The organism is Caulobacter sp. (assembly GCF_965279145.1).
Classification (GTDB): domain Bacteria; phylum Pseudomonadota; class Alphaproteobacteria; order Caulobacterales; family Caulobacteraceae; genus Caulobacter.
Genome location: NZ_OZ257139.1, coordinates 1861432 through 1886288, shown reverse-complemented (window position 1 = coordinate 1886288; position 24857 = coordinate 1861432). Strand labels below are relative to the sequence as shown.

The window sequence follows — 24857 nt, the reverse complement described above, 5'->3', positions numbered from 1 at the left end:
CTAGCTGGCCAGCTTCAGACGCACGCCGGCCCCGGCCTCGTCGGGGGCGATCAGAGTCACCCCCCCGGCCTCGATCGCCTCGATCAGCAGCCGTTCAGTGCTATGGTGCAACGCATGGCGCTCGGTCTCGAAGTCCTTGACCGTGCTGCGCGACACACCCGCCCGGTCGGCGAGCTCGCCCTGGGACCAGCTGAGCAGGCCGCGAGCGCCGCGGCACTGGGCCGGCAGGAGAATTTTTGCGTGTGGCATCTGGCACATCCGGGCATCGTCACCCATATTGGTTGAGTACGCCCGAAAAAGTTGACCGTCAAGGAGAGCCTTTGCACCATACCTCGCTGATCGTCACCATCGTCGCGGGCCTGGGGCTGGCCTTCATCTTCGGCGCCATCGCCAACCGGCTGAAGCTGCCGGTGCTGGTCGGCTATCTGCTGGCCGGGGTGCTGGTGGGGCCGTTCACGCCGGGCTACGTGGCCGACCAGGAACTGGCGCCGCAGCTGGCCGAGATCGGCGTGATCCTGCTGATGTTCGGGGTGGGGCTGCACTTCTCGCTGAAGGACCTGATGGCGGTGCGCAAGATCGCCATCCCCGGCGCGATCGTGCAGATCGCGGCGGCCACGGTGATGGGCATGGGCCTGGCGCACCTGCTGGGCTGGACGCTGGGCGCGGGCATCGTCTTTGGCCTGGCCCTGTCGGTCGCCTCGACCGTCGTCCTGCTGCGCGCCCTGCAGGAGCGACGACTGATCGAGACCGGCCGCGGCAAGATCGCGGTGGGCTGGCTGATCGTCGAGGATCTGGCCATGGTGCTGGCCCTGGTGCTGCTGCCAGCGTTCTCGGGGATGCTGGGCGGCGAGGCCGCCGCGCCGGGACCGGGCGGGGTGGCCGGCGCCTTCGCCATCACCCTGGGCAAGGTCGCCGCCTTCGTGGCCTTCATGCTGATCGTCGGCCGGCGGGTGATCCCCTGGATCCTGCACCGCATCGCCCACACCGGCTCGCGCGAGCTGTTCCGCCTGGGCGTTCTGGCCATTGCCCTTGGCGTCGCGTTCGGCTCGGCGGCGCTGTTTGGCGTGTCGTTCGCCCTGGGAGCCTTCTTCGCCGGCATGATCATGGCCGAGAGCGAGCTGAGCCAGCAGGCCGCCAACGAGACCCTGCCCCTGCGCGACGCCTTCGCGGTGCTGTTCTTCGTCTCGATCGGCATGCTGTTCGACCCGATGGTGCTGCTGCGCGAGCCGCTGGCGGTTCTGGGCGCCCTGGCGATCATCGTGGTCGGCAAGTCGATCGCCGCCCTGATCATCGTGCTGGCCTTCCGCCGGCCGATGAGCACGGCCCTGACCATCTCGGCCAGCCTGGCCCAGATCGGCGAGTTCTCGTTCATCCTGGCCGGCCTGGGCGTGTCGCTGAAGCTGCTACCCGACGACGGCCGCGACCTGATCCTGGCCGGAGCCATCCTGTCGATCCTGGTCAATCCGCTGCTGTTCGCGATCCTCGACCGTGTGCTGCCCCGGATGATCGCCGACGAGCGCGAGGCCGCCGGCGAACCGCCCCTGATCGCCGCCGACAGGCCGCACGCCCTGCTGGTCGGCTATGGCCGCGTGGGCAAGCGGGTGGCCGAGGGCCTGAAGGGCCGCTCGCCGCTGGTGGTGATCGAGGACGACCCCGAACGGGCCGCCGAACTGCGCGCCGCCGGCTTCGAGACGATCAACGGCAATGCCGTCAAGCCCGAGGTGCTGCTGAAGGCGGGCCTGGCCAAGGCCACGCACCTGTTCGTCGCCGTGCCCAGCCCGTTCGAGGCCGCCCGGATCATCGAACAGGCCAGGGCCGCCAACCCCAAGGCCGAGATCATCGCCCGCGCCTATACCGACGCCGACGTGCTGCTGCTCAAGTCGATGGGCGCCAGCCACGCCCTGATCGGCGAGGAAGAGATCGCCAGGGGCATGCTCGCGCGCGCGCCGAAAAAGAAGCCGGCCGCAGCGGGCGGGCACTAGGCCAGCCTTGTGATGGCAAAGCCCGCCTTCTCCTTTAAGAGAGGGGCCATCCTCAGGCCGAGGCGATCGCCGGGCAAGGGACGCGGCGTGTTCGCCCTCGTCTCGGACAAGTTCTAGGAGAGACCCTGATGCGCAAGTTCGCCCTGGCCCTCGCGGCCGCCGTCGCCTTCGCCGCCCCGGCGCTCGCCGCGGATTACAAGGCCGGAGACCTCACCGTTCAGCAGCCCTGGACCCGTCCGGCCATGGCCGGGATGAACGGCGTCGGCTTCATGGTCATCGCCAATGCCGGCGCCAAACCCGTCAAGCTGCTGTCGGCGCAGAGCCCGGTCGCCGGCAAGGTCGAGATGCACAGCTCGTCCATGACCAATGGGGTGATGAGCATGCGCCGCCAGGACGAGGGCGTGACCATCCCCGCGAAGGGCCAGCAGGCCTTCGCCCCGGGCGGCTATCACTTCATGCTTCTGGGGCTGAAACAGCCGTTGACGCTGGGGCAAAAAGTTCCGGTAACGCTGCTCTTCGACAATGGCCTTCGCGCGAACATCGAAATGACCGTCCAGAGCGCCGCCACCTCGGCGCCCATGGGATCAGCCGCTGAGCACCAGCATCACTAGTCCATCGTTTTGGGCGGACATGACAAATTTGTAAGGGAGCATTTTTTCCACGGCGAGGCAGATTGCCGCCAGCTCACACCAACGGATGCCTATTTCCATGAAACGAGTCTGGTTCGCCGCCGCCGCCGTGGCCGCGTTGTCTCTATCCGCCTTTGGCGCGCAAGCGTCCGAACAGCACCCCTGTATTGATGACGCCTGCACCCTGCAGTCGCTGCTGCCCGCCCTCGCCGAAGGCGTGGCCGGCGACGTGACCTCGCTTGAATCCCCCAAGTACGGGACCTGGGGCTTCGACCTCTCGGGCATGGACACGTCCGTGAAGCCGGGCGACGACTTCTACAAGTTCGCCAGCGGCGCGTGGGACGCCAAGACGGCGATTCCGTCGGACCGCACCCGCTACGGCAATTTCGACAAGCTGGCGGAACTGTCGGAAGCCCGCACCCGGGCGATCATCGAGGCCGCCGCCGCCAACAAGGCCGCCGCCGGCGACACCGCCAAGGTCGGCGCCGCCTACCGCGCCTTCATGGACGAAGCCGCCATCGAGAAGCTGGACGCCAAGCCGATCCAGCCGTGGCTGGACGGCGTCAAGAAGGTCAAGACCAAGGACCAGTTCACGGCCCTGATGGGCACCAGCCCGGTCTCGCCCTATGCCAGCCTGATCAGCGTGGGCATCTCGACCGACGCCAAGAACCCCAAGGCCTACGCCGTCTATTCGTCGACCGGCGGCACCTCGCTGCCCGACCGCGACTATTATCTGGACGCCAAGTTCGCCGACAAGAAGGCCGCCTATCTGGTCTATGTCGAGAAGATGCTGACCCTGGCCGGCTGGGAAAAGCCCGCCGAGAACGCCAAGGCCGTCGTCGATTTCGAGACCAAGCTGGCCGAGGCCTCGTGGACCCGCGTCGAGCGCCGCGACCGCGACAAGACCTATAACCCCGTCGACCTGGCCGGCCTGCAGGCCCTGACGCCCGGCTATGACTGGAACAAGTACCTGGTCGGCACCGAGCTGCCCAAGGTCGACCGCTTCATCGTCACCACCAACACCTCGTTCCCCAAGTACGCCAAGATCTACAGCGAGACCCCGCTGGAGACCCTCAAGGCCTGGCAGGCGTTCAAGGTCACCGACGGCGCGGCCCCGATGCTGTCCAAGCGCTTCGTCGACGCCAGCTTCGAGTTCCGCAACAAGACCCTGTCGGGCCAGCCCGAACAGCGTCCCCGCTGGAAGCGCGGCGTCGGCATGGTCAACGGCATGCTGGGCGAAGCGGTCGGCAAGGACTACGTCGCCAGCTATTTCCCGCCCGACTCCAAGGCCAAGATGGATGACCTGGTCAAGAACATCCGCGACGTCCTGAAGGTCCGCATCGACAACCTCGACTGGATGAGCGCCGAGACCAAGGTCAAGGCCCAGGACAAGCTGACCAAGTTCACCGTCAAGATCGGCTATCCCGACAAGTGGAAGGACTATTCCAAGTTCGAGGTGAAGGAGGGCGACGCCTATGGCAACGCCCAGCGCGCCGGCATCTTCGAATGGCGCCATGACGTCGAGCGTCTGAACGGCCCGGTCGACAAGACCGAGTGGGGCATGACCCCGCAGACCGTCAACGCCTACTACAACTCGGTCAACAACGAGATCGTGTTCCCGGCCGCCATCCTGCAGGCGCCGTTCTTCCATCCGGACGCGGATCCGGCCGTCAACTACGGCGGCATCGGCGGCGTGATCGGCCACGAGATCGGCCACGGCTTCGACGACCAGGGCCGCAAGTCCGACGGCGACGGCGTGCTGCGCGACTGGTGGACGGCGGAAGACGCCGCCAAGTTCAAGGTCCAGGCCGACAAGCTGGGCGCCCAGTATTCGGCGTTCGAGCCCCTGCCCGGCATCAAGGTCAACGGCGGCCTGACCATGGGCGAGAACATCGGCGACATGGGCGGCCTGGGCTTTGGCCTGGACGCCTATCACGCCTCGCTGAAGGGCAAGCCCGCCCCGGTGCTGGACGGCTTCACCGGCGACCAGCGCGTCTATCTGGGCTGGGCCCAGGTGTGGCGTCAGAAGACTCGCGACGACGCCCTCAAGCAGCAGGTCGCCAGCGACCCGCACTCGCCGGCCTATTACCGCGTCAACGGCACCATCCGGAACCAGCCGGGCTGGTACAGCGCGTTCGACATCAAGCCGGGCGACAAGCTGTACGTCGCGCCGGAAGACCGGGTGAAGATCTGGTAGTCGCCAGACCGCCTTCTCCCTGGCTCTAATCCAGGGCCGCGATCAGGGCCGGTGAGCGATCACCGGCCCTTTTTGCGTCTGGCCGCTAGAGCGCGTTCCGAAAAGTGGGAACCGGTTTTCGGAATGAAACGCGCGTGAAAACAAAAACCTAGAGCGGCGGCGGCTTGGGATAGACCAGACCGTCCGTATGCGCGGCGGGGCTGCCGGCCGTGGCGGCGGCGAAGATCGCCTCCCCGGCAGGCGACAGCGCCACGACGCGCGCGACGACCAAGGTCGCGACCAGCACGCCGATCGCCCAGAACCAGGCCGGATGGGGCCGACCGCGCACCCGCCAGTCTCGCACGATGCCGATCAGCGGCACGATCACCGCCAGCCCGGTGGCGATCTCGAACGCATAGGGCTTGAGGAACGGCATGGGGATGATGCGGCCAACGCCCGGCCCCATCAGCATCATGAAGGACCCGACCTGCAGGCGCGGGTGCCACTCACGGTTCTTGCGCAAGACGACGGCGGCGACGAACAGGCCGACAGCGCCCAGCAGGGTCACCGGATTGGCGATCACGAAATGCTGGGGCTGAAAGAAGAACGGCACGCGCCCGGTGCGCGCCGAGGCGATCGTCACCAGCGGCCCCAGCACCGACATGGCCAGCATCCAGATCACCGCCAGCCCGCCCAACGCACGGTGCAGGCGCACCCCGCCGCCGGCCGCCAGCCACGCCTGGGTGACGAGGATCGCCACCCAGCCCATGAAGACGACCGCATGCAGATGAACGATCAGCGGCGCGCCAAAGCTTGATCGCCCCATGGCCAGTTGAATGACAAAGCCGGCGATCTCGACGATGGCCATGGCCGTGATGGTGGTTCGAAAGAACGCCAAGTCCTTCGACGGCGTCTGGTTTGGTGTCGTGCTCATGCGTGTCCCCCGCGCGTCTTGGCGCAAAGCAGTTTGGAGATTTTGAATATCCTCGTTATGCGAATGAGTTGCCATGGCTTCGTGACAACCGTCAACGCCTCCCAGCGCCGCGCGCGAACATTGGAAAGCTCATCCTCCAGGGCCACGGCGGCAGCCTAGCGCAGGCGCTTTCCGACACGGTGGTCAGAAACGGACGGTCCTGAAAGTCGCGGAGTCTCTGCGAGCCCCGCTCATCGAACGCCGATTGACGGGATGGATGACAAGTGTCAACGTCGATTCGTTGACACTTGTCATCGGGAGAGACGCATGAAGATCAGCGCCGCCGAGAGCGTCGTCATGGAGGCCTTGTGGCGGCGCAGTCCGCTAACCTCCGAGGCCATCATGACGGAGGTGTGCGAGCCCCAGGGCTGGACCGACGGCACCGTGAAGGTGCTGATCAGCCGACTGGTCAAGAAGAAGGCCGTCGGGGCCACGGCCGACGGGCGGCGCTATCAGTATGCGCCGCTGCTGACGCGCGAGGCCTATGTCGGGGCCGAGAGCCAGGGCTTGCTGGACCGCCTGTTCCAGGGCCGGCTGGCGCCGCTGGTCATGCACTTCTCGGAGGGCGACAAGCTCAGCGACGAAGACATCGCCGAGCTGAAGGCGCTGGTCGAAAGGATCGGCAAATGAGCGCCGCCATCGTCTCCACGCTGGCCGGCGCCAACCTGGCCCTGGCCGGGAGCGTCGTGGCGGTGCTGGCCCTGCGCGGACCGGTCCGCCGCCGCTTCGGCGCCCTGTCCGCCTATCTGCTGTGGCTGACACCGATCCTGTGCGGCCTGGCCGCGCTGGCCCCGACGCCGATCAACGCCGCGCCGCTGGCGCCGCTGGTCCTCACCGCCAGCAAGGCCGCTCGCGACGCCCTTCCGCCGGCGCTGGCGACCCCGGCGGCCGCGTCGCTGGTCGTGCTGGTGTGGCTGGCCGGGGTGATCGTCACCGCCCTGCTCTTCGCCGTCCGCCAGGCCCGTTTCACAAGGTCCCTGGGACGCCTGGCGCCCCATCCGGCCGACCCGGCCCTGCTGCAGGGCCGCCACCTTGGGTCCGGCCCGATGGTGCTGGCCTGCCCGTGGCCGCGCATCGTGGTTCCGGCCGATTTCGACGCCCGCTTCCAGGGTCAGGCCCGCGACCTTGTGCTGGCCCATGAGCGGGTTCACCTGGCGCGCGGCGACGCGATCGCCAACGCCCTGGCCGTGGCCGTCCAGTGCCTGGCCTGGTTCAATCCCCTGGTTCACCTGGGCGCGCATCGCCTGCGCCTCGACCAGGAAATGGCCTGCGACGAGGCCGTGCTCATCCGTCGCCCGGAGGCGCGCCGGCTCTATGCCGAGACGCTGCTCGACACCCTGCTGGCTCCCCGCGTCGTACCGTTCGGCTGCCATTGGCCGGCCGGCGGCGCTCATCCCCTGAAGGAGAGACTCGCCATGTTGAACATTCCCGCCAGAAGCGCCCCGCGAAAAGTCGCCGGCCTCGCCCTGGCCGCGCTCGTCGGCCTCGCCGGCGCCGGCGCGGTCTGGGCCGCCGAGGCTCGCCCCGCCCACGCGATCGTCAAGCCGGACTGGGCGGTCAAGCCCACCGGCAATGACATGGCCCGCTACTATCCCGCCGCCGCGGCCGCCGCCAAGACCGGAGGCTTCGCGGTGATCAACTGCCGGGTCACCGCCGAGGGCCGCCTGACGGGCTGCGCCACCCTGCGCGAGACCCCCGGCGACCAGGGCTTTGGCGCCGCGGCCCTGCAACTGGCCCAGATCTTCCAGATGCGCCCCCAGACCCTCGACGGCCAGCCGGTGGCCGGCGGCGAGGTGACGATCCCGATCGTCTTCTCCGTCTCGCCGACCTGAGGCCTGACGGATCGCGCGACACGAGGGCCGCCGGGCGACCGGCGGTCCTCAAACGCGTTCCGGCGCCGCGAGGGGATGCGCGGCGCCGGTCAAACAGGATCACAGCCTGGTCTGTGAACAGAGGATCGCCCCGCGCCTCACACCACCCGCGCCTGCAGCCACAGGATGGCCGGATAGACCGATAGCCACGTCCAGAAAAACCGGTTGAGGCCAAACAGGCAGGCATTGGCCAGGTGGAAGGTCGCGGCGATCACCAGCCCCACGATCAGGCTCTCGCGCGACAGCAGGGTCAGCGGAAAAGCCAGTTCGAACAGCATCACCGCCCACGACATGGCCAGCAGCACGCGCGGCCGGTCCGCCCAGCGGCGCAGGTCCTCGCTGACCGGATAGGCCGAGAACCGGAAGACGTCGGCCAGGGCCTGGCCGCTGCGCCAGTCCGGATTGACGATCTTCACCCCGCCGGAGATGACATAGGACAGCATCAGCTGCAGGCCCAGATAGCCGAAGAACAGCTCCGCCAGGGCCGGGGTCGGCGCCAGTCGCGACAGGGTCAGGCACCAAAGGGCCAGCAGGCCCATGCGATCGCTGCCGCCGTTATAGGGGCCCTGGAAGCGCTGCAGGATCAGCAGCGACAAGCCGGCCAGGCCCACCAGGCCCGCGAGCGCGACCAGCGGCCAGGGCAAGACCGCCCCGACGATGACCAGCCCGCACAGCGCCATCCGCGCCAGGAACAGCGGGCGGTCGGCGCGCGGGCCGTTCAGATGCTCCAGGCTCTGCTGCAGCAAGGCCAGGGCCAGAAGTCCTTCGGTCAGGCGGGAGGCGGCGTCCAGGGTCATCAGGCGGCGATGTCCGCAAGTCGGCGCGGCGCCGACTGGAACAGCACCTCGCGCTGGATCGCCAGATCCTCGCGGCTCACGAAGACCAGCCGAAAGCTCAGCCACGCGTCCGGCGCGTGACGCAGCCCGGCGGCGAGGCGTGAAAAGATCTCGTTCTGACTGTGATCGGTCGGCGCGTTGATCAGCCGCTCGGCGCAGCTGACCAGGAACAGCGTCTCGTTCCAGCGCGGATTCCACAACAGCCGGCGCAGCACGACCAGAGTCGACAGCCGCTGGGGCCGGGGCCTGAATTCGACCCAGCCATCCTGCGGAATGGCGGACGAGGGGGCCAGGGCATATTCGATGCGCGGTGACGGCGCGATCACGTCGAAGAAGTTCCAGGACGGGATCAGCGCCGGCAGAAGCAGGCCCAGGGGCTTCACAGGGATCCCTCCTCCGCACGCGGGCGAATCGACAGGCGCGCGGAACGGCGCGGCGCGATCATCCGCGACCTCGCGCGCGATCCGCAAGGACCGCCGCGGACGCGATGGGCCATCGACGCCGAGCGGTCTCTATTTTTGACAAAAGAGTCAAATATGGAAACTGGGGCCCAGATACACCAAACCCGCCGCGGGGGATAATCGCGACGGGCTGGCTATTTTCTCGATCATTCGATCTAGGCGGGCGTTTCCTCCCCGAAACGCCGAAGGAAGTAAGCTCTCTGATGGGCTTTGTTCTTCCTTGCAGGGTGTAGAAACGTCAAAATCGTGACTGTGTCAACGCCACAAAGCGGCTTTCTGTAACGGGTTGAGCGCTTTTTTGACGAACCGGCCGTAGTTTGGACGGGCGAGTCAAACTTATCATTGATCTCTTAGGCTATTTTTGACGATAGAGTCAAAAGTTAGCGCGCGAGTCGTTCGACCAGTCGATCCAGCACCTGCGAACGCGCCTCAAACACATAGTCCGGACGCGAGACGGTGACCGGCTCGACCCCGGCGGCGGCCAGGGCGGCGGCGGCGTCGAACAGATCGCTCGCGGCCAGCAGGGCGCCATTGGCGCGGCGCGAGCCGCCCCGGGCGACAAAGCCGGCGACGGCGGCCTGGGCCTGCTCGTCCTGCTCCGACGGCCAGACCAGGGTGGCCAGCGTCCGCGCCCGGCCCTTGGCCTCGACCACCGACAGCAGCCGTTGCAGCGAGTCCAGCTGCGCGGGCGACCAGTCGGCGATCAGCGAGGCGGTCAGCTGGGCCTGGCTCTTCAGGATCACGCCGTCCGACAGGATCTTCAGGCCGTTGGCCGCCAGGGTCGCGCCGGTGGTGGTGATGTCGACCACCAGTTCGGCCGCGCCGGCGGCCGGGGCCCCCTCGGTGGCGCCGCTGCTCTCGACGATGCGATAGTCGGCCACGCCATGGCGGGCGAAGAAGGCCCGGGTCTGGGTGACGTACTTGGTCGCCACCCGCAGGCGGCGGCCGGTCTTGGCCAGATGAGCGTGCCCGACCTCGTCGATATCGGCCATGGTGTCGACGTCCAGCCAGCTCTTGGGGGCCGTGACCACCAGATCGGCGCGGCCAAAGCCCAGGGCGCGCAGCAGCATCACCCGGCTGTCCATGTCGTCGCCGCGCTCGCGCAGCAGGTCTTCGCCCGTGACGCCCAGGTGCAGCTCACCGGCGTCCAGGCCCGCGGCGATGTCGCCGGCTGACAACAGCCGCACCGACACGCCGGGCAGGCCCGACAGTTCAGCCGAATAGCCGCGCGAACCGCCGGTCATGTCCAGCCGGAAGCCGCACTCGCCCAGCCAGGCCTCGACCTGTTCTTTCAGCCGCCCCTTGGAGGGGATGGCGAAGATCATCTGAGCAGTCATTCGCCGCCTCCCGCATAGGCTCGAGCCGGACGGACCATGCAGCCCACCGCGCCAGTCTTACGTTCCGCGCCCAGGCGGGCGGGCAGGCCGTCATAGCGACCGCCGGCCGCCACGGGCCGCTCGTCGCCGAGGGCGTCGCTGCGCACCTCGAACAGATAGCCGTCATAATAGCCGAAGGCCCGGCCGAAGGCGGCCGTCAGCACCATGCGGTCTTCGGGCACGCCCTGGGCGACCAGGCCGGACAGGCGCGCGCGCCAGCCGTCCAGCGCCGCGTCCAGCGCCGCGCGGCGGGGACCGGCCAGGGCGGCGATGGCGTCCAGCGCCGCGCCCGGACGATCACTGACCGCCAGGAAGGCCCGCACCGCGTCGGCCTGCTCCGCCGACAGACGACCGGCCCTGGCGGCCTGGGCCCGTTCGACCAGGCGGTGGGCGATCTCGGCGGGACGGCGGCCGCCCACCGGCTCGATGCCGGCCAGGGACCACAGCTCCTGCAGCACGGCGGAAGCCTCGCCTTCCGGCAGACCCGCCAGCAGGGCGGCGATGCGGCTCTGCTCGGCGGTGACTTCGACGCCGCCTTCCAGCTCGGCCTTCAGCTGCCGGGGCCGGGCGAAGGCGCGCGTCAGGCGCGCGGCCAGGGGCGCGGCCAGGTCCAGGCTGTCGATGAAGGCCGCAAACAGCCCCACATCGCCCAGCACCAGCGACAGGTCCGAGCGCCCGCCAGCGGCGGACGAGGCCCAGGCCAGGGCGGCGATCTCAGCGTCAGCGGCAACGGGATCGCCGGCCTCGAAAGCCTCGACGCCGATCTGCAGGAATTCCTCGGCCCGGTCGCTGCCGCGCGGGGCAACGCGGAAGGCCTTGCCGTCATAGAGATAGCGGCCCGACGCCGCGCCCGCCTCGATGTGCGCGCGGGCGATGGCCACGGTGAAGTCGGGACGCAGGCAGGCCTCCTCGCCCCCGTCGCCCGACACCACGAACAGCCGCGAGCGCATCGACTCGCCGGCCAGGTCCAGCAGCAGGCCCAACGGCTGCAGCACCGGGGCGTCGGTCAGCACGGCGCCGGCGGCGGCGAACGGCGCGCGGATCGCCTCCAGCGCGGCGGCGGGAATGGCGCGTTCCAGTCTCATTGGCCGCTCTCCCCGCCGGCGATGATGCGACGCACGGCGGCCACCAGCTCGCCGCGCGGGATGGTCTGCTGGCCCGGACGCTCGGCCTTCCAGGCGGCGTTGTCGGCCACGCCGGAGGCCAGCTCGCGGCCCAGATCCAGATCCTTGATCGTCACCGTGCCGGCCGCGATCTCATCGCCGCCCAGCATGATGGCCGCCGGCGCCATGCGGCGGTCGGCATATTTCATCTGCGGCCGCATGCCGGAGGTTCCCAGATACACCTCGGCGGCGATGCCGGCGTTGCGCAGCTCCGAGGCTACCGAGAAATACTCGCCCATGTGGGCCTGGTCGAAGACGATGACCACCACCGGCCCGCGCGCCGTCCCGCCCGGCTCGCGACCGGCCGCCCGCAGGGCCGAGGCCAGGCGCGACACCCCGAACGAAAAGCCCGTGGCCGGTGTCTGCTGGCCGGTGAACCGCGCCACCAGGTCGTCATAGCGCCCGCCGCCGCCGATCGAGCCGAACGAGACCTTGTTCCCCTTCTCGTCGAGGGTGGATAGCAGCAGCTCGGCCTCGAACACCGCGCCGGTGTAGTATTCCAGCCCGCGCACGATCGACGGCTCGAACATCGCCTGGTCGTCCGCGACACCAAGGCTCTTCAGAGCCGCGTCGATCAGGGCCAGCTCGTTGAGCCCCTCGTCGCCCTCGGCCGAACCGCCGATGACATTGGCGATCTTGCTCAAGGTCTCCGACCGCCCGCCGGAGCCGGCCTGGACGAAGTCGAGCACCGCGTCGATCGCCTTCCCCGCCAGGCCCGCGCCCTTGGTGAAGGCGCCGCTCTCGTCCAGACGCCCCTCGCCCAGCAGCAGGCGCACGCCTTCGACGCCCAGCCGGTCCAGCTTGTCGACGGCGCGCAGCACGCCCAGCTTCTGGCCGTTGGTCTCGACCCCGGCCGAGGTCAAAAGGCCGTTCAGCAGCTTGCGATTATTGATCCGCAGCACGGCCGAGCCGCGCGGCAGGCCGGCGGCTTCCAGACCCGCCACGGCCATGGCGATGATCTCGGCGTCGGCCTCGGGCCGGGCCGAGCCCACCGTGTCGGCGTCGCACTGGATGAATTCGCGGAAGCGGCCGGGACCGGGCTTCTCGTTGCGCCACACCGGGCCATAGGCATAGCGGCGGAACGGCTTGGCCAGGGTCTCCCAGTTCTGGGCGGCGAAGCGGGCCAGGGGCGCGGTCAGGTCGTAGCGCAGCGCCATCCATTGATCGTCGTCGTCCTGCAACGCGAACACGCCCTCGTTGGGACGATCGCTGTCGGGCAGGAACTTGCCCAGCGCGTCGGCATATTCGAAGGCCCCGGTGTCCAGCGCCTCGAAGCCGTGCCGCTCATAGACCGCCGACACCGCCTCCAGGATGGCGCGCTCGGCCCGCAGGTCGCGGGCGCGCTTGTCGGCGAAGCCGCGCGGGGCGCGGGCTTCGGGGCGGAAGGTCTGGGCTTCGGTCGTGGTCGCGGGGGAGTCGTTCGTGGCGTTGGGCATCGTCGTCCTTAGAACTTCAAGGCTTCGACGGATGGCGCTTGCAGCAAAGCCCCATCCGCTAGGCGGGGCTCAGGCAGGGGGCTTGCTTCTAGAGCGAGCGGACCCGGCCGATCCCGCGAGGCGAGGTCGGATGGTGGTGGCGACCGTGATGGTGCGGCGTGCGGGTCATGGCGGGCGGGCTATAGCGGATGCGGCGGCGGGGGGGAAGGGGTGAGGGAAGAGCTATATGTCTGCTCCCTTCCCACGGCAGGCATGGGCCAAGACGCAGGGCTATTACCCGAGTACCCATAGAGCTTGCGGCAGGGGGCGAACGCTTGAAATTGTCGCCTCCCAAAAGTCGGCGGGAAACTTAAAGCCGCGCGCCACGCTGTGACATGGCTTACTCATTCAGAATGAGAAAGATGAGTGGTGGAGCTCAATCACCCTAGAGTTGGGCCGGTTAGCGTCGCACGACAGGCCATCCCGCCCCAGCGGGATATTCAACCAGAACTTACCCAGCCACCATCCTTGCCTCGACCTGACCCGCCCCATCCACCCCGATCCACAGACAGTTCGATTGTTTCAGAGAAAATTGGACCACCGGCCTTAACAATGAATATTGGAGGATCTTCGCCCTCTTCGAGAGAGATCCAATCAACTTCAATGTCTAAATCCTTGTTAGACTGGATATGTTCTTTCGCTTCATAAAGAGATCCGTCGGCCCATACTGGGGTTGAATTATATAACTCCAACTCAATATGCATTGGCGGAATTGGCGGCAGTCTATAATCTCCCTTTAATATTATAATCATGTGTACACACCGCAACGAACCATCTGGCGAAAATTTTATATTATCAAAACATGCAATAAATTCATTATTTTGGAGGGGGCCGCCACTGTGATTCGCTATGGCGCGACACCCATTTGTAAGTACTGTGTCTGTATTTATTGACCCATTCGGGCTTTTAATCAAAAATTTTGCCCTATATCCCTTCCAAAATTGCAGTGATGTATAGTAAAAAGAGCATGAAAATGGATGTGAAAATTTAATCGGGCCAACTCTACCCTCAAGACTTCCGGCCAAATATCTCGTTCTTGGGGAAAACGCGCTGTCCCCGATAGGTGAGACACCATCAAGTACGGAGTCATCGTTTAGGAATCTAAATTTGGCAGTCATGATTGCTCCAATTCTCGGATTTACACTCACAACTCTGTTGTACACTTGAGATATTTCAAGTTTGGATTGATAGTGAAATATTAGAAGCGATAATAGGCGCCAAGAACGACAACGGTACCTAAATTCTACTGCCGCCTAGCCTCCGCAGGAGCGGGAACCAGCCACATGCGATCAGACTGGCAGCAGCGCCCACTTCATATAACATTGTTCTTTGATGGTTGCCATTCAGAGATGCAGATAGGCGACCGCCCAGTTTCAGATCGCCAAGATAGAAGCCCCCTGACGGGCCCTCCCCAGGGAAGGAAACCCCTCCTTACATCTCACGGCGAGACGATCTCGGGTCTGGGCAGGTCACTCCACCGACCCGGCCCTGCGGACCGCCGCGACGCGGCCGGTCGGAGACCGGTCCTTGACTGACCTGCCCAGACCCGCACGCTGCAGCCTCCAGGAGATGTAAGGATGGCTCCGACCTAGGGCGGTCTCGCCTTTCCCTCTCCCCTTGCGGGAGAGGGTGGCCCCGGCGAAGTCCGGGGTCGGGTGAGGGGTCACGCGGCCTTTCCGGTCAGGCTTTCAACCCCTCATCCGTCCGCTTCGCGGCCACCTTCTCCCGCAAGGGGAGAAGGGAGGGTCGCGGTGAGGATTTGGGTCAGGACGGTGTCGGGGAAGTCCTGGATGGCCTTGTTGCTGAACCTCAACACCTGGAAGCCCTGACCGCGTAGCCAGGCGTCGCGATCCGCGTCGGTGAGGCTGTCTTCATGGTGTGGTCCGTCAGCCTCGACGATCAGACGATGCCGCATACAGACGAAGTCGGCGACATAGCGGCCCAGTGGGACCTGACGGCGGAACTTCAGGCCGTCGAGGCGGCGGTCGCGCAGGAGCTTCCACAGCAGGCGCTCGGTCATCGGCGGCTCGCGGCGCAGACAACGGGCGAACGCGAGTTGCTCGGGGCGATCAACCATGATGAGAGTATTACAAGAACATCTAAGGTGTGTAAATCCCCTCTCCCCTTGCGGGAGAGGGTGGCCTCGGCGAAGGCCGGGGTCGGGTGAGGGGTCGCGCAGGCCTTTCCGACTGGGCTTTCGACCCCTCATCCGTCGGCTACACCGACACCTTCTCCCGCAAGGGGAGAAGGGCTTATCCCCGTTCCCACACGGGGATAGACCCTTCTCGCCGCCAAGGATTTCAACGCCCTAAGCCCCGCAACCACCGTCACGATGACAAACTTATCCGCCCCTTCCAAACCGCCCCCATACTGAGTCTCGCCTCGTCACCGGGGAGGACGTCCAGCTGGCGATCTGACGGGTGATGGGGGCGGTCGAGCGGGTAGCGCCCGTCGGCCGTTGTCAGAGGCCCGATGGGGTCTGGCGGAGCGGGGCGGTCCTTGCGGGGACGCCCTGTGATGAAGCCGGGCCCGGACCGCCGGGAACTCCCTTTGGCGACGCCCGGACGACGCGCGCCAGGCGCGGGCTGAAATCGCCCGCGCGGTCCGGATCGGGGTCGTCTGCCCGCCCCGCCCGCCGAGGCGACGGTGATCCCCTTCCCGCCCGGCGACCGGACCCCGTCGGCCCAGGCCCTCGAGGACCGCACGGCCGAACTGAAACGCCTGGAAGACGAGGTGGCCGCGTTCCGTTATCTGGCCGTCAAGGAGCTGATGCTGCGGGGCAGCTATCGGGACCTGCTCAAGACGCTGGACCTTGTGGAGCGCCTGGAGCCCGCCCCCGACGACTGGCGCGCCCGGCTGGAGGGGGCGGACTATCTGGGCGGCGGTTTTGATCTGGAGGAGGCGGAGGAGGAGCTGTGATCGCCCCCTTCCCCCTTGATGGGGGAAGGGTTGGGGATGGGGGTGAAAGCGGTTCCGGATGGGGCGCGGCCGGCGTGAAATCGTCCGGCGGTGTCACCCCCATCCCCACCCTTCCCCCATCAAAGGGGGAAGGGAGAAGGACCTAGACCTTCAACCGCCCGATCAGCGCCGCCGTCGACGGATCGTGGCTGCCCACCGCGCCGCTTTCCAGCTCCGGCAGGATGCGGCCGGCCATCACCTTGCCCAGCTCAACGCCCCACTGGTCGAAGCTGTTGATGCCCCAGATGACGCCCTCGACGAAGGTCTTGTGCTCATAGAGGGCGATCAGGGCGCCGAAGGTCTGGGGCGTCAGGCGCTCCAGCAGCAGCAGGGTGGACGGACGATTGCCGGCGAAGGTGCGCTGCGGGGCCAGGGTGGCGATCTCGGCCGCATCAATCCCCTTGGCGGTGAGTTCGGCGATCACGTCCTGCGTCGTGCGGCCCACCATGAAGGCCTCGGCCTGGGCCAGCAGGTTGGACAGCAGCTTTTCATGCATGCCGGCCGGGCCCTCGTCGGACTTGGCAAGACCAATCAGCTCCATGGGCGTGATGTCGGTTCCCTGGTGCATGCACTGGAAATAGGCGTGCTGGACGTTGGTGCCCTCGTCGCCGAACACCACCGTGGCCGTGCCGCGCTTGGCCGGCTGGCCGTCGGGGCCGACCGACTTGCCGTTGCTCTCCATCTCCAGCTGCTGGAGGAACGAGGCCAGGCGGCGCAGGCGGTGCGAGTACGGAACAACCGAGCGGGCCCGGCGGTCCAGGCCGTTGCGGTTGAAGATCTGGGCCAGGGCCAGCAGCACCGGGGCGTTCTTCTCCAGCGGCGCGGACGCGAAGTGGGCGTCCATGGCGGCGGCGCCGTCCAGGAAGCCCTGGAAGGCGTCCCAGCCGCAGGCCACGGCCACCGACAGGCTGACCGACGACCACAGCGAATAGCGGCCGCCGACCCAGTCCCAGAAGCCGAACACGCGGTCGTCGCTGACGCCGAAGGCGGCGGTCTTGTCCAGGGCGGTCGAGATGGCGGCCAGGTGCTGGTTGGCGCCGGCCTCGCCCAGGGCTTCCGCCAGCCAGGCCCGCGCGGCGGTGGCGTTGGACAGGGTCTCCTGGGTGGTGAAGGTCTTGGAGACGATGATCACCAGCGTCTCGGCGGGGTCGAGGTCGGCCGTGGTCAGCAGGAACTCGGCGCCGTCGACATTGGCGATGAAGCGCAGGTCGATTTCGGGCTTCACCGGCCGCAGGGCGTCCCACAGCAGGCGGGGGCCCAGGTCGCTGCCGCCGATGCCGATGTGCAGAATGGCCTTGAACGGCTTGCCCGTGGCGCCCTTGATCTGGCCCGAACGGACGGCTTCGGCGAAGGCCTTCATCCGTTGACGGACGGCTTCGACCTCGGCCATGACGGGGACGCCCTGGGCCTTGATGTCGGCCCCGGCCGGGGCGCGCAGGGCGGTGTGCAGGACGGCGCGGCCTTCGGAGCTGTTGATCGCCTCGCCGGCCAGCATCCGGGCCCGGGCGCCCTCGACGTCGGCGGCGTGGGCCAGGTCGAGGGCCGCTTCCAGCCCGGCCTCGTCCCAGGCCTGTTTCGACAGGTCGATGTGCAGGCCGGCGACGTCCAGCGTCAGATCGGCCATGCGGTCGGGCTCGGCGTCGAACATCTCGACGATGCGCTTGTCGCCGGCGGCCTTGGCGGCGGCTTCCAGGCGGGTCCAGGCGGCGTCGAGATCGGCCATGCGAGCGTTCCTTGCGGGTTTGGTAAATCGGCGTTTACCCATGCGGGCTTACCAAACGGATACCGCGACGTCATGAAGACCAATGACGTTTTTTGCGGGGAGAACGCCATGTCCTGCGATGCTGTCGCCTTTTCCGCCATGCTGTGGCTGGCCTCGGCCGGTCCGGTCTCGACGCCCAGCGCCGTCCCGGCCGTCAGCGCGCCGGCCTCGGTGGCGTCCGAGCCGTTGTTCGCCGACATCGTCAGCCGGGCGGGCAAGCTGAAGCTGCAGGTCGAGGCCTATCGCAAGGCCCTGGGCGCCGATCCCGCCGCCCCGGCCTTGGCGCTGAAGGGCTTCGACGCCTTCGGGGCCAGGATCGGCGAGCTGTCGGCCCTCGACATGAAGGGCCATGTGACGCTGAAGGAACGCGGCGCGGTCGACGACCTCAAGTGCATCCTGCGCGGCATCTCCGTGGACCTGCCCGAGAAGCTGGCCGCCATGGGCGCCGCCAAGACCGTCAAGGACCAGGACCTGGCCCTGCGCGACATGGTCTATCTGCTCAACGACAATGTCGAAGTGATCACCGCGCCGCCGACACCGCCGGCGTAGGTCAGGGCGGCCTGACGGTCGTCGCCCTGCGTCCTTCGCGGCTCGCCCAAGGGCGCGCACCTCAGGATGAGGACGTCTGTACAAAGCCCCTCATCCTGAGGCGCCCGCGCAGCGGGCCTCGAAGGACGCAAGGCTCAGGACGCCGCCTTCTCGATCGCCTCGACCACCATGCCCTCGGTCAGCAGCTGCGGCAGGATCACCGGCGCGCCGCCCTTGGCCGGATAGACCAGATACAGCGGCACCCCGACCCGGCCATGCTCGGCCAGGGCGGCGGCGATCGCAGCGTCACGGTTGGTCCAGTCGGCGCGCAGCAGCACCGCGTTGCGGTCCTTGAACACCTGGGCGACGCCGGCGCTGGACAGGGCGACCTTCTCGTTGACCTGGCAGGTCACGCACCAGGCGGCGGTGAAGTCGACCAGCACCGGCCGGCCCTCGGCCCGCAGCGCGGCCAGCTTTTCCGGCGACCAGGGCTCGGACGCCAGGCCCGGTCCGGCGGGCGCGGCGGCCGGAGACGCGGGACCGGCGACGACGGGGCCAGGGGCCTGCACGGTCAGGACCGTCAGGGCGACGGCGCCGGCCAGGGCCAGGGCGGCGATCAGGGCCGACACCAGGCTGGGCTTGCCCACGGCGCGGCGGGTCTGGGCGTGGCCCCACAGCCACGCGGCGAAGCCGGCCAGCACGGCGGCGGCCAGGATCTCGCCCAGGGCGATCGAGCCGGTCTGCTGGCTGAACACCCAGACCAGCCAGGCGGCCGTCCCGTACATCGGGAAGGCCAGGGCGTGCTTCAGGGTCTCCATCCAGGCGCCGGGGCGCGGCAGACGGGCCAGCAAAGCCGGCGCGAAGGTCAGAAGCACGAAGGGCGCGGCGAAGCCCAGCGCCAGGGCCAGGAACACCGACAGCGAGATCAGCGGCGGCTGCACCAGGGCGAAGCCCAGGGCTCCGGCCATGAACGGCGCGGTGCAGGGCGCGGCCACCACCACGGCCAGGGCGCCGGTGAAGAAGGCCCCGGTGACGCCGCCGCGCGCCGAAACGCCGCCGCCGACGCCCTGCACCGAGGTGCCGAACTCGAAGACCCCCGACATGTTCAGGGCCACCAGCAGCATGACCAGGGCCAGGGCCCCGACCACGACGGGCGACTGCAGCTGGAAGCCCCAGCCCACGGCAGCGCCGCCGGCCCGCACCGCGATCAGCAGGCCGGCCAGGGACAGGAAGGTGGCGACGACGCCGACCAGGAAGGCCAGGCCCTGCAGCCGGGTCTTGCCCGGATCGTGGGCGTGGCCGGCCAGGCTGGCGGCCTTCATCGACAGCACCGGGAACACGCACGGCATCAGGTTCAGGATCAGCCCGCCCAGAAAGGCGAACAGCAGGGCGGCGGCCAGGCCGGTCCCGCCCGCCGGGGCCTTGCCGCTGGCCGCCGGCGCGCCGAGGCCGGACGCGGCGACCGGCGGATCGCCGGCCTTGGCCGTGACCTCATAGGCCTGCCCCTTCAGGGCCAGAACGCCGGCCAGCTCGGTCGGCGGGGTCCCGGCGGTGAAATCGTAGCCCGGGGTCAGGGACAGGGTGAGGCCCTCGGGCCCACGCTCGATGACCTGCTCGGCGGCATGATCGATGACCTTGCCGGAATAGGGATAGAAATAGGCCCCGGCCATGTCGGCGCCCTTCAGCGGGCCGCCGGTCACGGCCAGCTTCAGCACCTTGCCGTCCAGCTTGAACACGGCCTTGAGGCCCGCCGCCTTGGGCGCGTCGACCAGGGTCCTGGCGACGGCCGCGCCCCACTTGGGGTCGGGCGACGGGGCGCCGGCGACGATCGGCAGGTCCAGGGTGAGCACGGCGTCTTCCGGCACGCAGATCTGCTCGCAGACCAGGAAGGCGGCGGCGGCCTTCAGGGTGACGGTCGAGCCCACCTTGGCGTCGGCCGGCACGGTGATCGGCACCGGCAGCAGGACTTCGCCGGTATAGGCATAGTCGAGCAGCGGCCCGACGCGGCTTTTCTCCGGCGTCGGCCAGACGATGTCGCCGGCGGTCCAGCCGGTCGGCAGGGTCCAGACGATCTTGGTGGCGTCGCCCGCGTCGCCCGGATTGCGCCAATAGGTGTGCCAGCCCGGCTGGATCTTCTGGCGCAGGGCCACATAGATCGTCCCGCCGGGGACCGCGGCGGCGTCCTGGGCGACCAGCTCGGCCTCCAGATGCCCGCTGTTGACCGGTCCCGCCGAGGCGGTCCCGACCAGAAGCCCGGCCAGGAGCACGCCCTGCAGGGCCGCGAGGAGTTTCCGGATCAACATGCGGCGATGGTCTTTCGGGCGAGAACCTGTCGGTGACACATGGCCCGGACGCACGCTCTCGACAAGGACCGACCGACCATGGACAGTCTGAAACGATTCATTGCGAGACCTCACATGCCCGCCGCCTTCGACGATATCGAGATTGGTCAAGTCGTCTCCTTGGGGACACGCGCGGTGGACGGCAAGGCGCTGGAAGCCTTTATCGCCGCCTTCACGCCAGGCTGGCCCGCCGAGAACGGCGCGCCCGACGCCATGACATACGCGATCTGGGCCCGGCTGGATGCGGAGTGCAGCGCCGACTGGCCCCAGACCAAGCGCCTGGGCGTCGACGCCCTGCGCTGGATGCGCAACCCGCCGGTGGGCGAACTGCTGCGCGGCCGCATGACGGTGATGGGCAAGGACCCCGTCGGCGAGGGCAAGGGCATCATCATCGCCCAGCACGACCTGCTGGACGAAGCCGGGCGCCTGGTCTTCTCCTGCCTGACGCGGAGCATCTTCGCGCGGTAGGGGAGACGGGCCTGGAGCGCCGGCGCCCTCCAGGTCGTTTCTCGGTCACAGCAGGAAAGGGCCGGCGCATGATCACCGTCTGGGGCGGACAGACCTCGCGATCGATCCGGGTCGTCTGGGTGCTGGAGGAGATGGGCCTTCCCTACCGCGTGCGGCAGGTGGACATGCTGGCCGCCGAGCGGGATCCCGAATTCCTGGCGGTCAATCCCGCCGACTACATCCCGGCCATCCAGGACGGCGACGTCGTCATGGTCGAGTCGATCGCGATCATGGAGTACCTGATGGCCCGCTACGGGCCGACGCCGCTGGCCCCCGCGCCGCAGGATCCGACCTTCCCTGCCTATCAGCAGTTTCTGCACCTGGGCGAAGCCGGCCTCGCCACCCTGATGATGCCCGTCATCGTCAGCCGCTTCATCGCGCCCGAGGCCGAGCGGGAGAACTGGGGCGCGACGTGGTGCCTGAAGTCGTTCCAGAAGCGGCTGAAGCTGGTCAGCCAACGGCTTGCCCGCTCGCCCTACCTCGCCGGTGAGGCTTTCACGGCCGCCGACATCTCGGTGTCCTATGCCCTGAACCTGGGCCAACGGACCTGCGGGATCACCCTCGGCGACGCCGAACAGGCCTATCTCGCCCGCACCACCGGCCGCGACGCCTACAAGCGCGCCATGGAGCGTTCGCACGAGGGCGTGAACACCTGAACCCCGTCTTCTCCGTCGCCAGCCAAGAAAAAGGGCGGCGAAGCCGAAGCCCCGCCGCCCTTCAATTCCGGACTTTCCGGGGAAAGCCTTAGTTGGCGTTGGCCGCCGACTGCTGGCGAACCATGGCCACGGCGATCAGCTTGTCCCAGCCGACCAGCGACACCAGGTGCGCGTAGATCTGGGCCAGGGCGCCGCTGGTTTGCAGCTCCTTCAGCTTCTCGATCGGCAGGGCGTTGAGCTTGTCTTCCGAGACGCCGAAATATTCGGCGACCGTCTGGGGCTCGCCCGGATTGCCGGCGGCGTCGGTCGGGGTGAAGACGGCGGTCTTCAGCTCGAACAGGTCGTTGTCCTTCAGCAGCTGCACGAACGAGTCGGTGCGGCGGCGTTCGACTTCGAAGTCGTCGCAGAACTTGATGCAGTTCTGGGTGTATTCGGTCGGCTCGCCCTTTTCGTCGAACAGCGGGGTCTGGCCGGTTTCCGACAGCAGGCTGGAGCCCTTGTCGATGCACACGATCAGGCGATCCTGCGTCTCGTCATTGGCCAGCACGAACGGATAGCGACGCACATAGGCGGGGATATAGACGCCCGCGTCGATCGAACCGTCGGCGTTGACGAACAGGTTCTCGCCGTTGTTCAGGCCCATGACGGCCAGCGGAACGCGTTCCTCGCCGGCGAAGATCACCGGGAACGACAGGGCGGCCGGCGCGAATTCCGTCACCGTCAGCGGCACGGCCGTACCGGCCGACGCGAAGCTGTAGGGCTTGTCGTTGTGGACGAGCGCCAGCTTGGCATGCTGTTCGCGGTTCAGCGGCTCCGGCGAAACGTAGAACAGAACGTTGCCGGTGATGCCGCCGGCGGACTGAGTCGATTCCATTGATAGCTCTACAAAAAAGCTGAAAGGGCGGACCGCGCGAGACGCTCAGGCGGCCGTTAAAGGCTTGGCGCTTCTAGCCGATCCCGGGGATCGCGGCAATCGACCCGTCTCCACTGGGGAGAACACGCCCGCCCTTTCCACTCCGGGGCGAACGGCGTTCGCCCCGGATCAGCCGTCTAGAACCGCCAGGCCATGCCCGCGCGCACCGAACGGCCCGCCCCTGGCGCGATATCCTTGAGGAACGAGACGTGCTCGCGGATCTCCTCGTTGGTCAGGTTTCGACCGTCGACGAACAGCCTCAGAGCCGGATTGGCGAAGGGTTTGACCGTCACCATGGCGTTCAGCGTGGTGTAGCCGTCGGTGGCCGTCTCGAAGGTCGCGACGCGACCCTGGCTGGCCACCCGGCGCACCTCGACATGCGCCTCGGCGCGCGGCGCGGTCCAGACGACCCGGCTGGTCAGCGACCAGGGCGGGATGCGGGCCGGCACGCCCAGGTCGGTTTCGCCCCGCACCCAGTCATAGGAGCCTTCCAGCTTCAGGCTGTGCTGGCCGGCGCGCCAGGCCACATAGCTGGTCTCCAGCTCCGCGCCATGGAAGTCGGCGTTGGTCTGGAAATATTGGTAGACCGGCAGGCTGTCCTGAACGGCGCCCGTGGGCGTCTCCTCGATGAAGCCGTCATAGCGCGCGGCCCACAGGTGGCCCTCGACGCGCAGGTCATCGCTGGTCCAGCGGGCGGTGGCCTCCAGCGAGGTCACCTTTTCGGAGTCCAGCGTGTTGTCGCCCACCTCATAGCCGCCGGTGCCCGGATGCGGGCCGTCGGCGAACAGCTCGAACTCGGTCGGGGCGCGGCCGTTGCGCGACAGGGTCAGGGCGTAGAACTGATGGTCGGCCGGCTTGATGAACACGCCCAGCGAGGCCGAGACATTGTCGAAGTCCCGCTTCAGGGCGGCGGTGTCCAGCGTGCGGCGATCCAGGCGCAGGCCCGCGTCGATACCCCAGCTGTCCTTGTCCAGGCGCTGCAGGGTGAAGACCCCCAGCTCCTTGACGGTGACCGACGGCACGAAGGCCTCGTCGCCGATGGCCTCGAAGTCGCGGGTCAGGGCCTGGAAGCCCACCGCGCCCTGCCAGCCGTCGCGTTCCTTCTGAACCAGCTCCAGCCGGCCTTCCGTGCCGTTCGACAGGAAGCGGGTGCCGACCTCGCCGCTCTCGACCGAGACCTCGGCGTGCTCGTAGTCGGCGTGGCCGACCGACAGCCGCACGGTCTCGAACGGGCCCAGATCGACCTGCTGCTCGCCGCGCAGGTCATAGCGGGTCTGTTGCAGGTGGATCGAGACGGGGCCCTCGGCGTTCGGATCGATCGGGGCCAGGATCTGCTCGTAGGGCACGCCATAGGTGGTGTCGGTGCGCTTGACCGAAACGCCGAAGAAGCCGGTGTCGTGGACGTACGAGACACCCGCCCCGTAGGCGTCCATCTCGACGTCGGAATTGAGCACCTTCTTCTGGGGATCGACGGTCAGGCCGTCGCGGTTGGCCAGGCGGCCGGAAACCGCGGGCGTCGGAATGGAGTAGTCGCCGCTGGTGCGGTGATCGGCGTCAAAGGCGAAGACCAGCGGGCCGGCATTGACCTTCAGGGCCCCGCTGATGGCGCGGCCGTCATCGACCGACGAGGCCGAGGCGGCGACACGGCCTTCGACGCCCTTGTCGGCGCGGGCCGAGGGCACGCGCTCGTCGATCATGTTGACCACCCCGCCGATGCCCGAGCCGCCATAGGCCAGGGTCGAGGGGCCGCGCAGCACCTCGATGCGCGAGGCCTCGCCCGGATCGGAGGCGACGGCGTGGTCGGGCGACAGGGCGCTGGCGTCCACCTGGCCGACGCCGTTCTGCAGCACCATGACGCGCGGGCCCGACAGACCCCGGATCACCGGCCGCGAGGCGCCTGGGCCGAAGGCGGTCGAGCGCAGGCCCGGCAAACCGTTCAGGGCGTCGCCCAGGCCGACGGGCGGAGCGACATCCAGCTGATCGCGGCTGATGACGTTGACGCTGCTGGTGATGCTGTCCAGCGACACCGCATAGGGCGCGGCGGTGACGACGACGCGCGACACCTCGGCCTCATCGTCCGGCGCGGCGACGGCGGGGGCGGCGGTCTCGGCGGCGTGGGCGCTCATGGCGGCGGCCAGAGCCAGCAGGCTCACGGCGTAGAAAGGGACGCGACGCGACATGGGATATTCCTGAACCTTGGCCGGGGGAGCGGCCTTTGCTAGGTGTTATGAAATAACATATCGAGTCGT

At 68.0% G+C, this 24857-nt stretch carries 22 protein-coding genes; 9 read left to right on the top strand and 13 right to left on the bottom strand.

The annotated features are described in order from the left end of the window. The gene (locus ACQY9P_RS08830; protein ID WP_421739627.1) at positions 1 to 249 is read right to left on the bottom strand and encodes a helix-turn-helix domain-containing protein; all 249 of its coding nucleotides are present in this window, start codon (positions 247 to 249) and stop codon (positions 1 to 3) included. Positions 250 to 320: 71 nt separating this feature from the next. Between ACQY9P_RS08830 and ybaL the strand changes: the two genes are divergently transcribed. From ybaL to ACQY9P_RS08815, 3 genes are all read left to right on the top strand, one after another. Further along, positions 321 to 1982 (top strand): YbaL family putative K(+) efflux transporter, encoded by a 1662-nt coding sequence (gene ybaL / locus ACQY9P_RS08825; RefSeq protein ID WP_421739628.1) that lies wholly within the window; start codon positions 321 to 323, stop codon positions 1980 to 1982. A gap of 128 nt (positions 1983 to 2110) precedes the next feature. Continuing rightward, the gene (locus tag ACQY9P_RS08820; RefSeq protein ID WP_421739629.1) at positions 2111 to 2593 is read left to right on the top strand and encodes a copper chaperone PCu(A)C; all 483 of its coding nucleotides are present in this window, start codon (positions 2111 to 2113) and stop codon (positions 2591 to 2593) included. A gap of 97 nt (positions 2594 to 2690) precedes the next feature. Continuing rightward, complete coding sequence (locus tag ACQY9P_RS08815) at positions 2691 to 4808, top strand: M13 family metallopeptidase (RefSeq protein WP_421739630.1); 2118 nt, start codon at positions 2691 to 2693, stop codon at positions 4806 to 4808. A 148-nt stretch (positions 4809 to 4956) separates the two neighbouring features. Here the strand turns inward: ACQY9P_RS08815 and ACQY9P_RS08810 are convergent, their stop codons facing one another. Continuing rightward, positions 4957 to 5796 carry a hypothetical protein gene (locus tag ACQY9P_RS08810; RefSeq protein ID WP_421739631.1) on the bottom strand — a complete coding sequence of 280 codons (840 nt, stop codon included), beginning with the start codon at positions 5794 to 5796 and terminating at the stop codon, positions 4957 to 4959. 231 nt (positions 5797 to 6027) lie between these two features. Here ACQY9P_RS08810 and ACQY9P_RS08805 point away from each other — a divergent pair, with 231 nt between their 5' ends. Next, entirely contained in the window at positions 6028 to 6390 is a 363-nt protein-coding gene (locus ACQY9P_RS08805) for a BlaI/MecI/CopY family transcriptional regulator (RefSeq protein WP_421739632.1), read from the top strand. After that, entirely contained in the window at positions 6387 to 7592 is a 1206-nt protein-coding gene (locus ACQY9P_RS08800; RefSeq protein ID WP_421739633.1) for a TonB family protein, read from the top strand. Before ACQY9P_RS08805 ends, ACQY9P_RS08800 begins: the two co-directional genes overlap by 4 nt. A 137-nt stretch (positions 7593 to 7729) precedes the next feature. Here the strand turns inward: ACQY9P_RS08800 and ACQY9P_RS08795 are convergent, their stop codons facing one another. From ACQY9P_RS08795 to ACQY9P_RS08765, 7 genes are all read right to left on the bottom strand, one after another. After that, positions 7730 to 8428 carry an HTTM domain-containing protein gene (locus ACQY9P_RS08795; protein WP_421739634.1) on the bottom strand — a complete coding sequence of 233 codons (699 nt, stop codon included), beginning with the start codon at positions 8426 to 8428 and terminating at the stop codon, positions 7730 to 7732. Next, entirely contained in the window at positions 8428 to 8937 is a 510-nt protein-coding gene (locus tag ACQY9P_RS08790; RefSeq protein ID WP_421739635.1) for a hypothetical protein, read from the bottom strand. The genes ACQY9P_RS08795 and ACQY9P_RS08790 overlap by 1 nt, the downstream gene beginning before the upstream one ends. Positions 8938 to 9308: 371 nt before the next feature. Beyond that, positions 9309 to 10265 (bottom strand): ATP phosphoribosyltransferase, encoded by a 957-nt coding sequence (hisG, locus tag ACQY9P_RS08785; protein ID WP_421739636.1) that lies wholly within the window; start codon positions 10263 to 10265, stop codon positions 9309 to 9311. Next, complete coding sequence (locus ACQY9P_RS08780; protein ID WP_421739637.1) at positions 10262 to 11389, bottom strand: ATP phosphoribosyltransferase regulatory subunit; 1128 nt, start codon at positions 11387 to 11389, stop codon at positions 10262 to 10264. Before ACQY9P_RS08780 ends, hisG begins: the two co-directional genes overlap by 4 nt. Further along, positions 11386 to 12903 (bottom strand): histidine--tRNA ligase, encoded by a 1518-nt coding sequence (gene hisS / locus ACQY9P_RS08775; RefSeq protein ID WP_421739638.1) that lies wholly within the window; start codon positions 12901 to 12903, stop codon positions 11386 to 11388. Before hisS ends, ACQY9P_RS08780 begins: the two co-directional genes overlap by 4 nt. A 479-nt stretch (positions 12904 to 13382) precedes the next feature. Next, a complete protein-coding gene (locus ACQY9P_RS08770; RefSeq protein WP_421739639.1) occupies positions 13383 to 14060 on the bottom strand; it encodes a hypothetical protein in 678 nt (225 codons plus the stop codon). A 578-nt stretch (positions 14061 to 14638) separates the two neighbouring features. Then, on the bottom strand, positions 14639 to 15019 hold the full coding sequence (locus ACQY9P_RS08765) for a DUF559 domain-containing protein (protein ID WP_421739640.1): 381 nt from the start codon (positions 15017 to 15019) through the stop codon (positions 14639 to 14641). Positions 15020 to 15588: 569 nt separating this feature from the next. Here ACQY9P_RS08765 and ACQY9P_RS08760 point away from each other — a divergent pair. After that, positions 15589 to 15861 (top strand): hypothetical protein, encoded by a 273-nt coding sequence (locus ACQY9P_RS08760; RefSeq protein ID WP_421739641.1) that lies wholly within the window; start codon positions 15589 to 15591, stop codon positions 15859 to 15861. A 142-nt stretch (positions 15862 to 16003) separates the two neighbouring features. Here the strand turns inward: ACQY9P_RS08760 and pgi are convergent, their stop codons facing one another. Then, complete coding sequence (gene pgi, locus ACQY9P_RS08755; protein ID WP_421739642.1) at positions 16004 to 17623, bottom strand: glucose-6-phosphate isomerase; 1620 nt, start codon at positions 17621 to 17623, stop codon at positions 16004 to 16006. Between the two features lie 108 nt (positions 17624 to 17731). Between pgi and ACQY9P_RS08750 the strand changes: the two genes are divergently transcribed. After that, complete coding sequence (locus ACQY9P_RS08750; protein WP_421739643.1) at positions 17732 to 18211, top strand: hypothetical protein; 480 nt, start codon at positions 17732 to 17734, stop codon at positions 18209 to 18211. A gap of 134 nt (positions 18212 to 18345) precedes the next feature. On the opposite strand, the gene ACQY9P_RS08745 is transcribed toward ACQY9P_RS08750, so the two are convergent. Next, positions 18346 to 20493, bottom strand: coding sequence for a protein-disulfide reductase DsbD family protein (locus ACQY9P_RS08745; RefSeq protein WP_421739644.1), 2148 nt, complete (start codon positions 20491 to 20493; stop codon positions 18346 to 18348). Positions 20494 to 20607: 114 nt separating this feature from the next. Here ACQY9P_RS08745 and ACQY9P_RS08740 point away from each other — a divergent pair, with 114 nt between their 5' ends. Both ACQY9P_RS08740 and ACQY9P_RS08735 read left to right on the top strand, forming a co-directional pair. Next, a complete protein-coding gene (locus ACQY9P_RS08740; protein WP_421739645.1) occupies positions 20608 to 21000 on the top strand; it encodes an acyl dehydratase in 393 nt (130 codons plus the stop codon). 68 nt (positions 21001 to 21068) lie between these two features. Next, a complete protein-coding gene (locus ACQY9P_RS08735) occupies positions 21069 to 21695 on the top strand; it encodes a glutathione S-transferase family protein (RefSeq protein ID WP_421739646.1) in 627 nt (208 codons plus the stop codon). An 88-nt stretch (positions 21696 to 21783) separates the two neighbouring features. Here ACQY9P_RS08735 and ACQY9P_RS08730 read toward each other — a convergent pair whose 3' ends face one another. Together ACQY9P_RS08730 and ACQY9P_RS08725 are read right to left on the bottom strand one after the other, a co-directional pair. After that, entirely contained in the window at positions 21784 to 22569 is a 786-nt protein-coding gene (locus tag ACQY9P_RS08730; RefSeq protein ID WP_421739647.1) for a SapC family protein, read from the bottom strand. Positions 22570 to 22745: 176 nt separating this feature from the next. Then, positions 22746 to 24788: a TonB-dependent receptor gene (locus ACQY9P_RS08725; protein WP_421739648.1), complete on the bottom strand. Its 2043-nt coding sequence runs from the start codon at positions 24786 to 24788 to the stop codon at positions 22746 to 22748. Positions 24789 to 24857 lie beyond the last annotated feature (69 nt).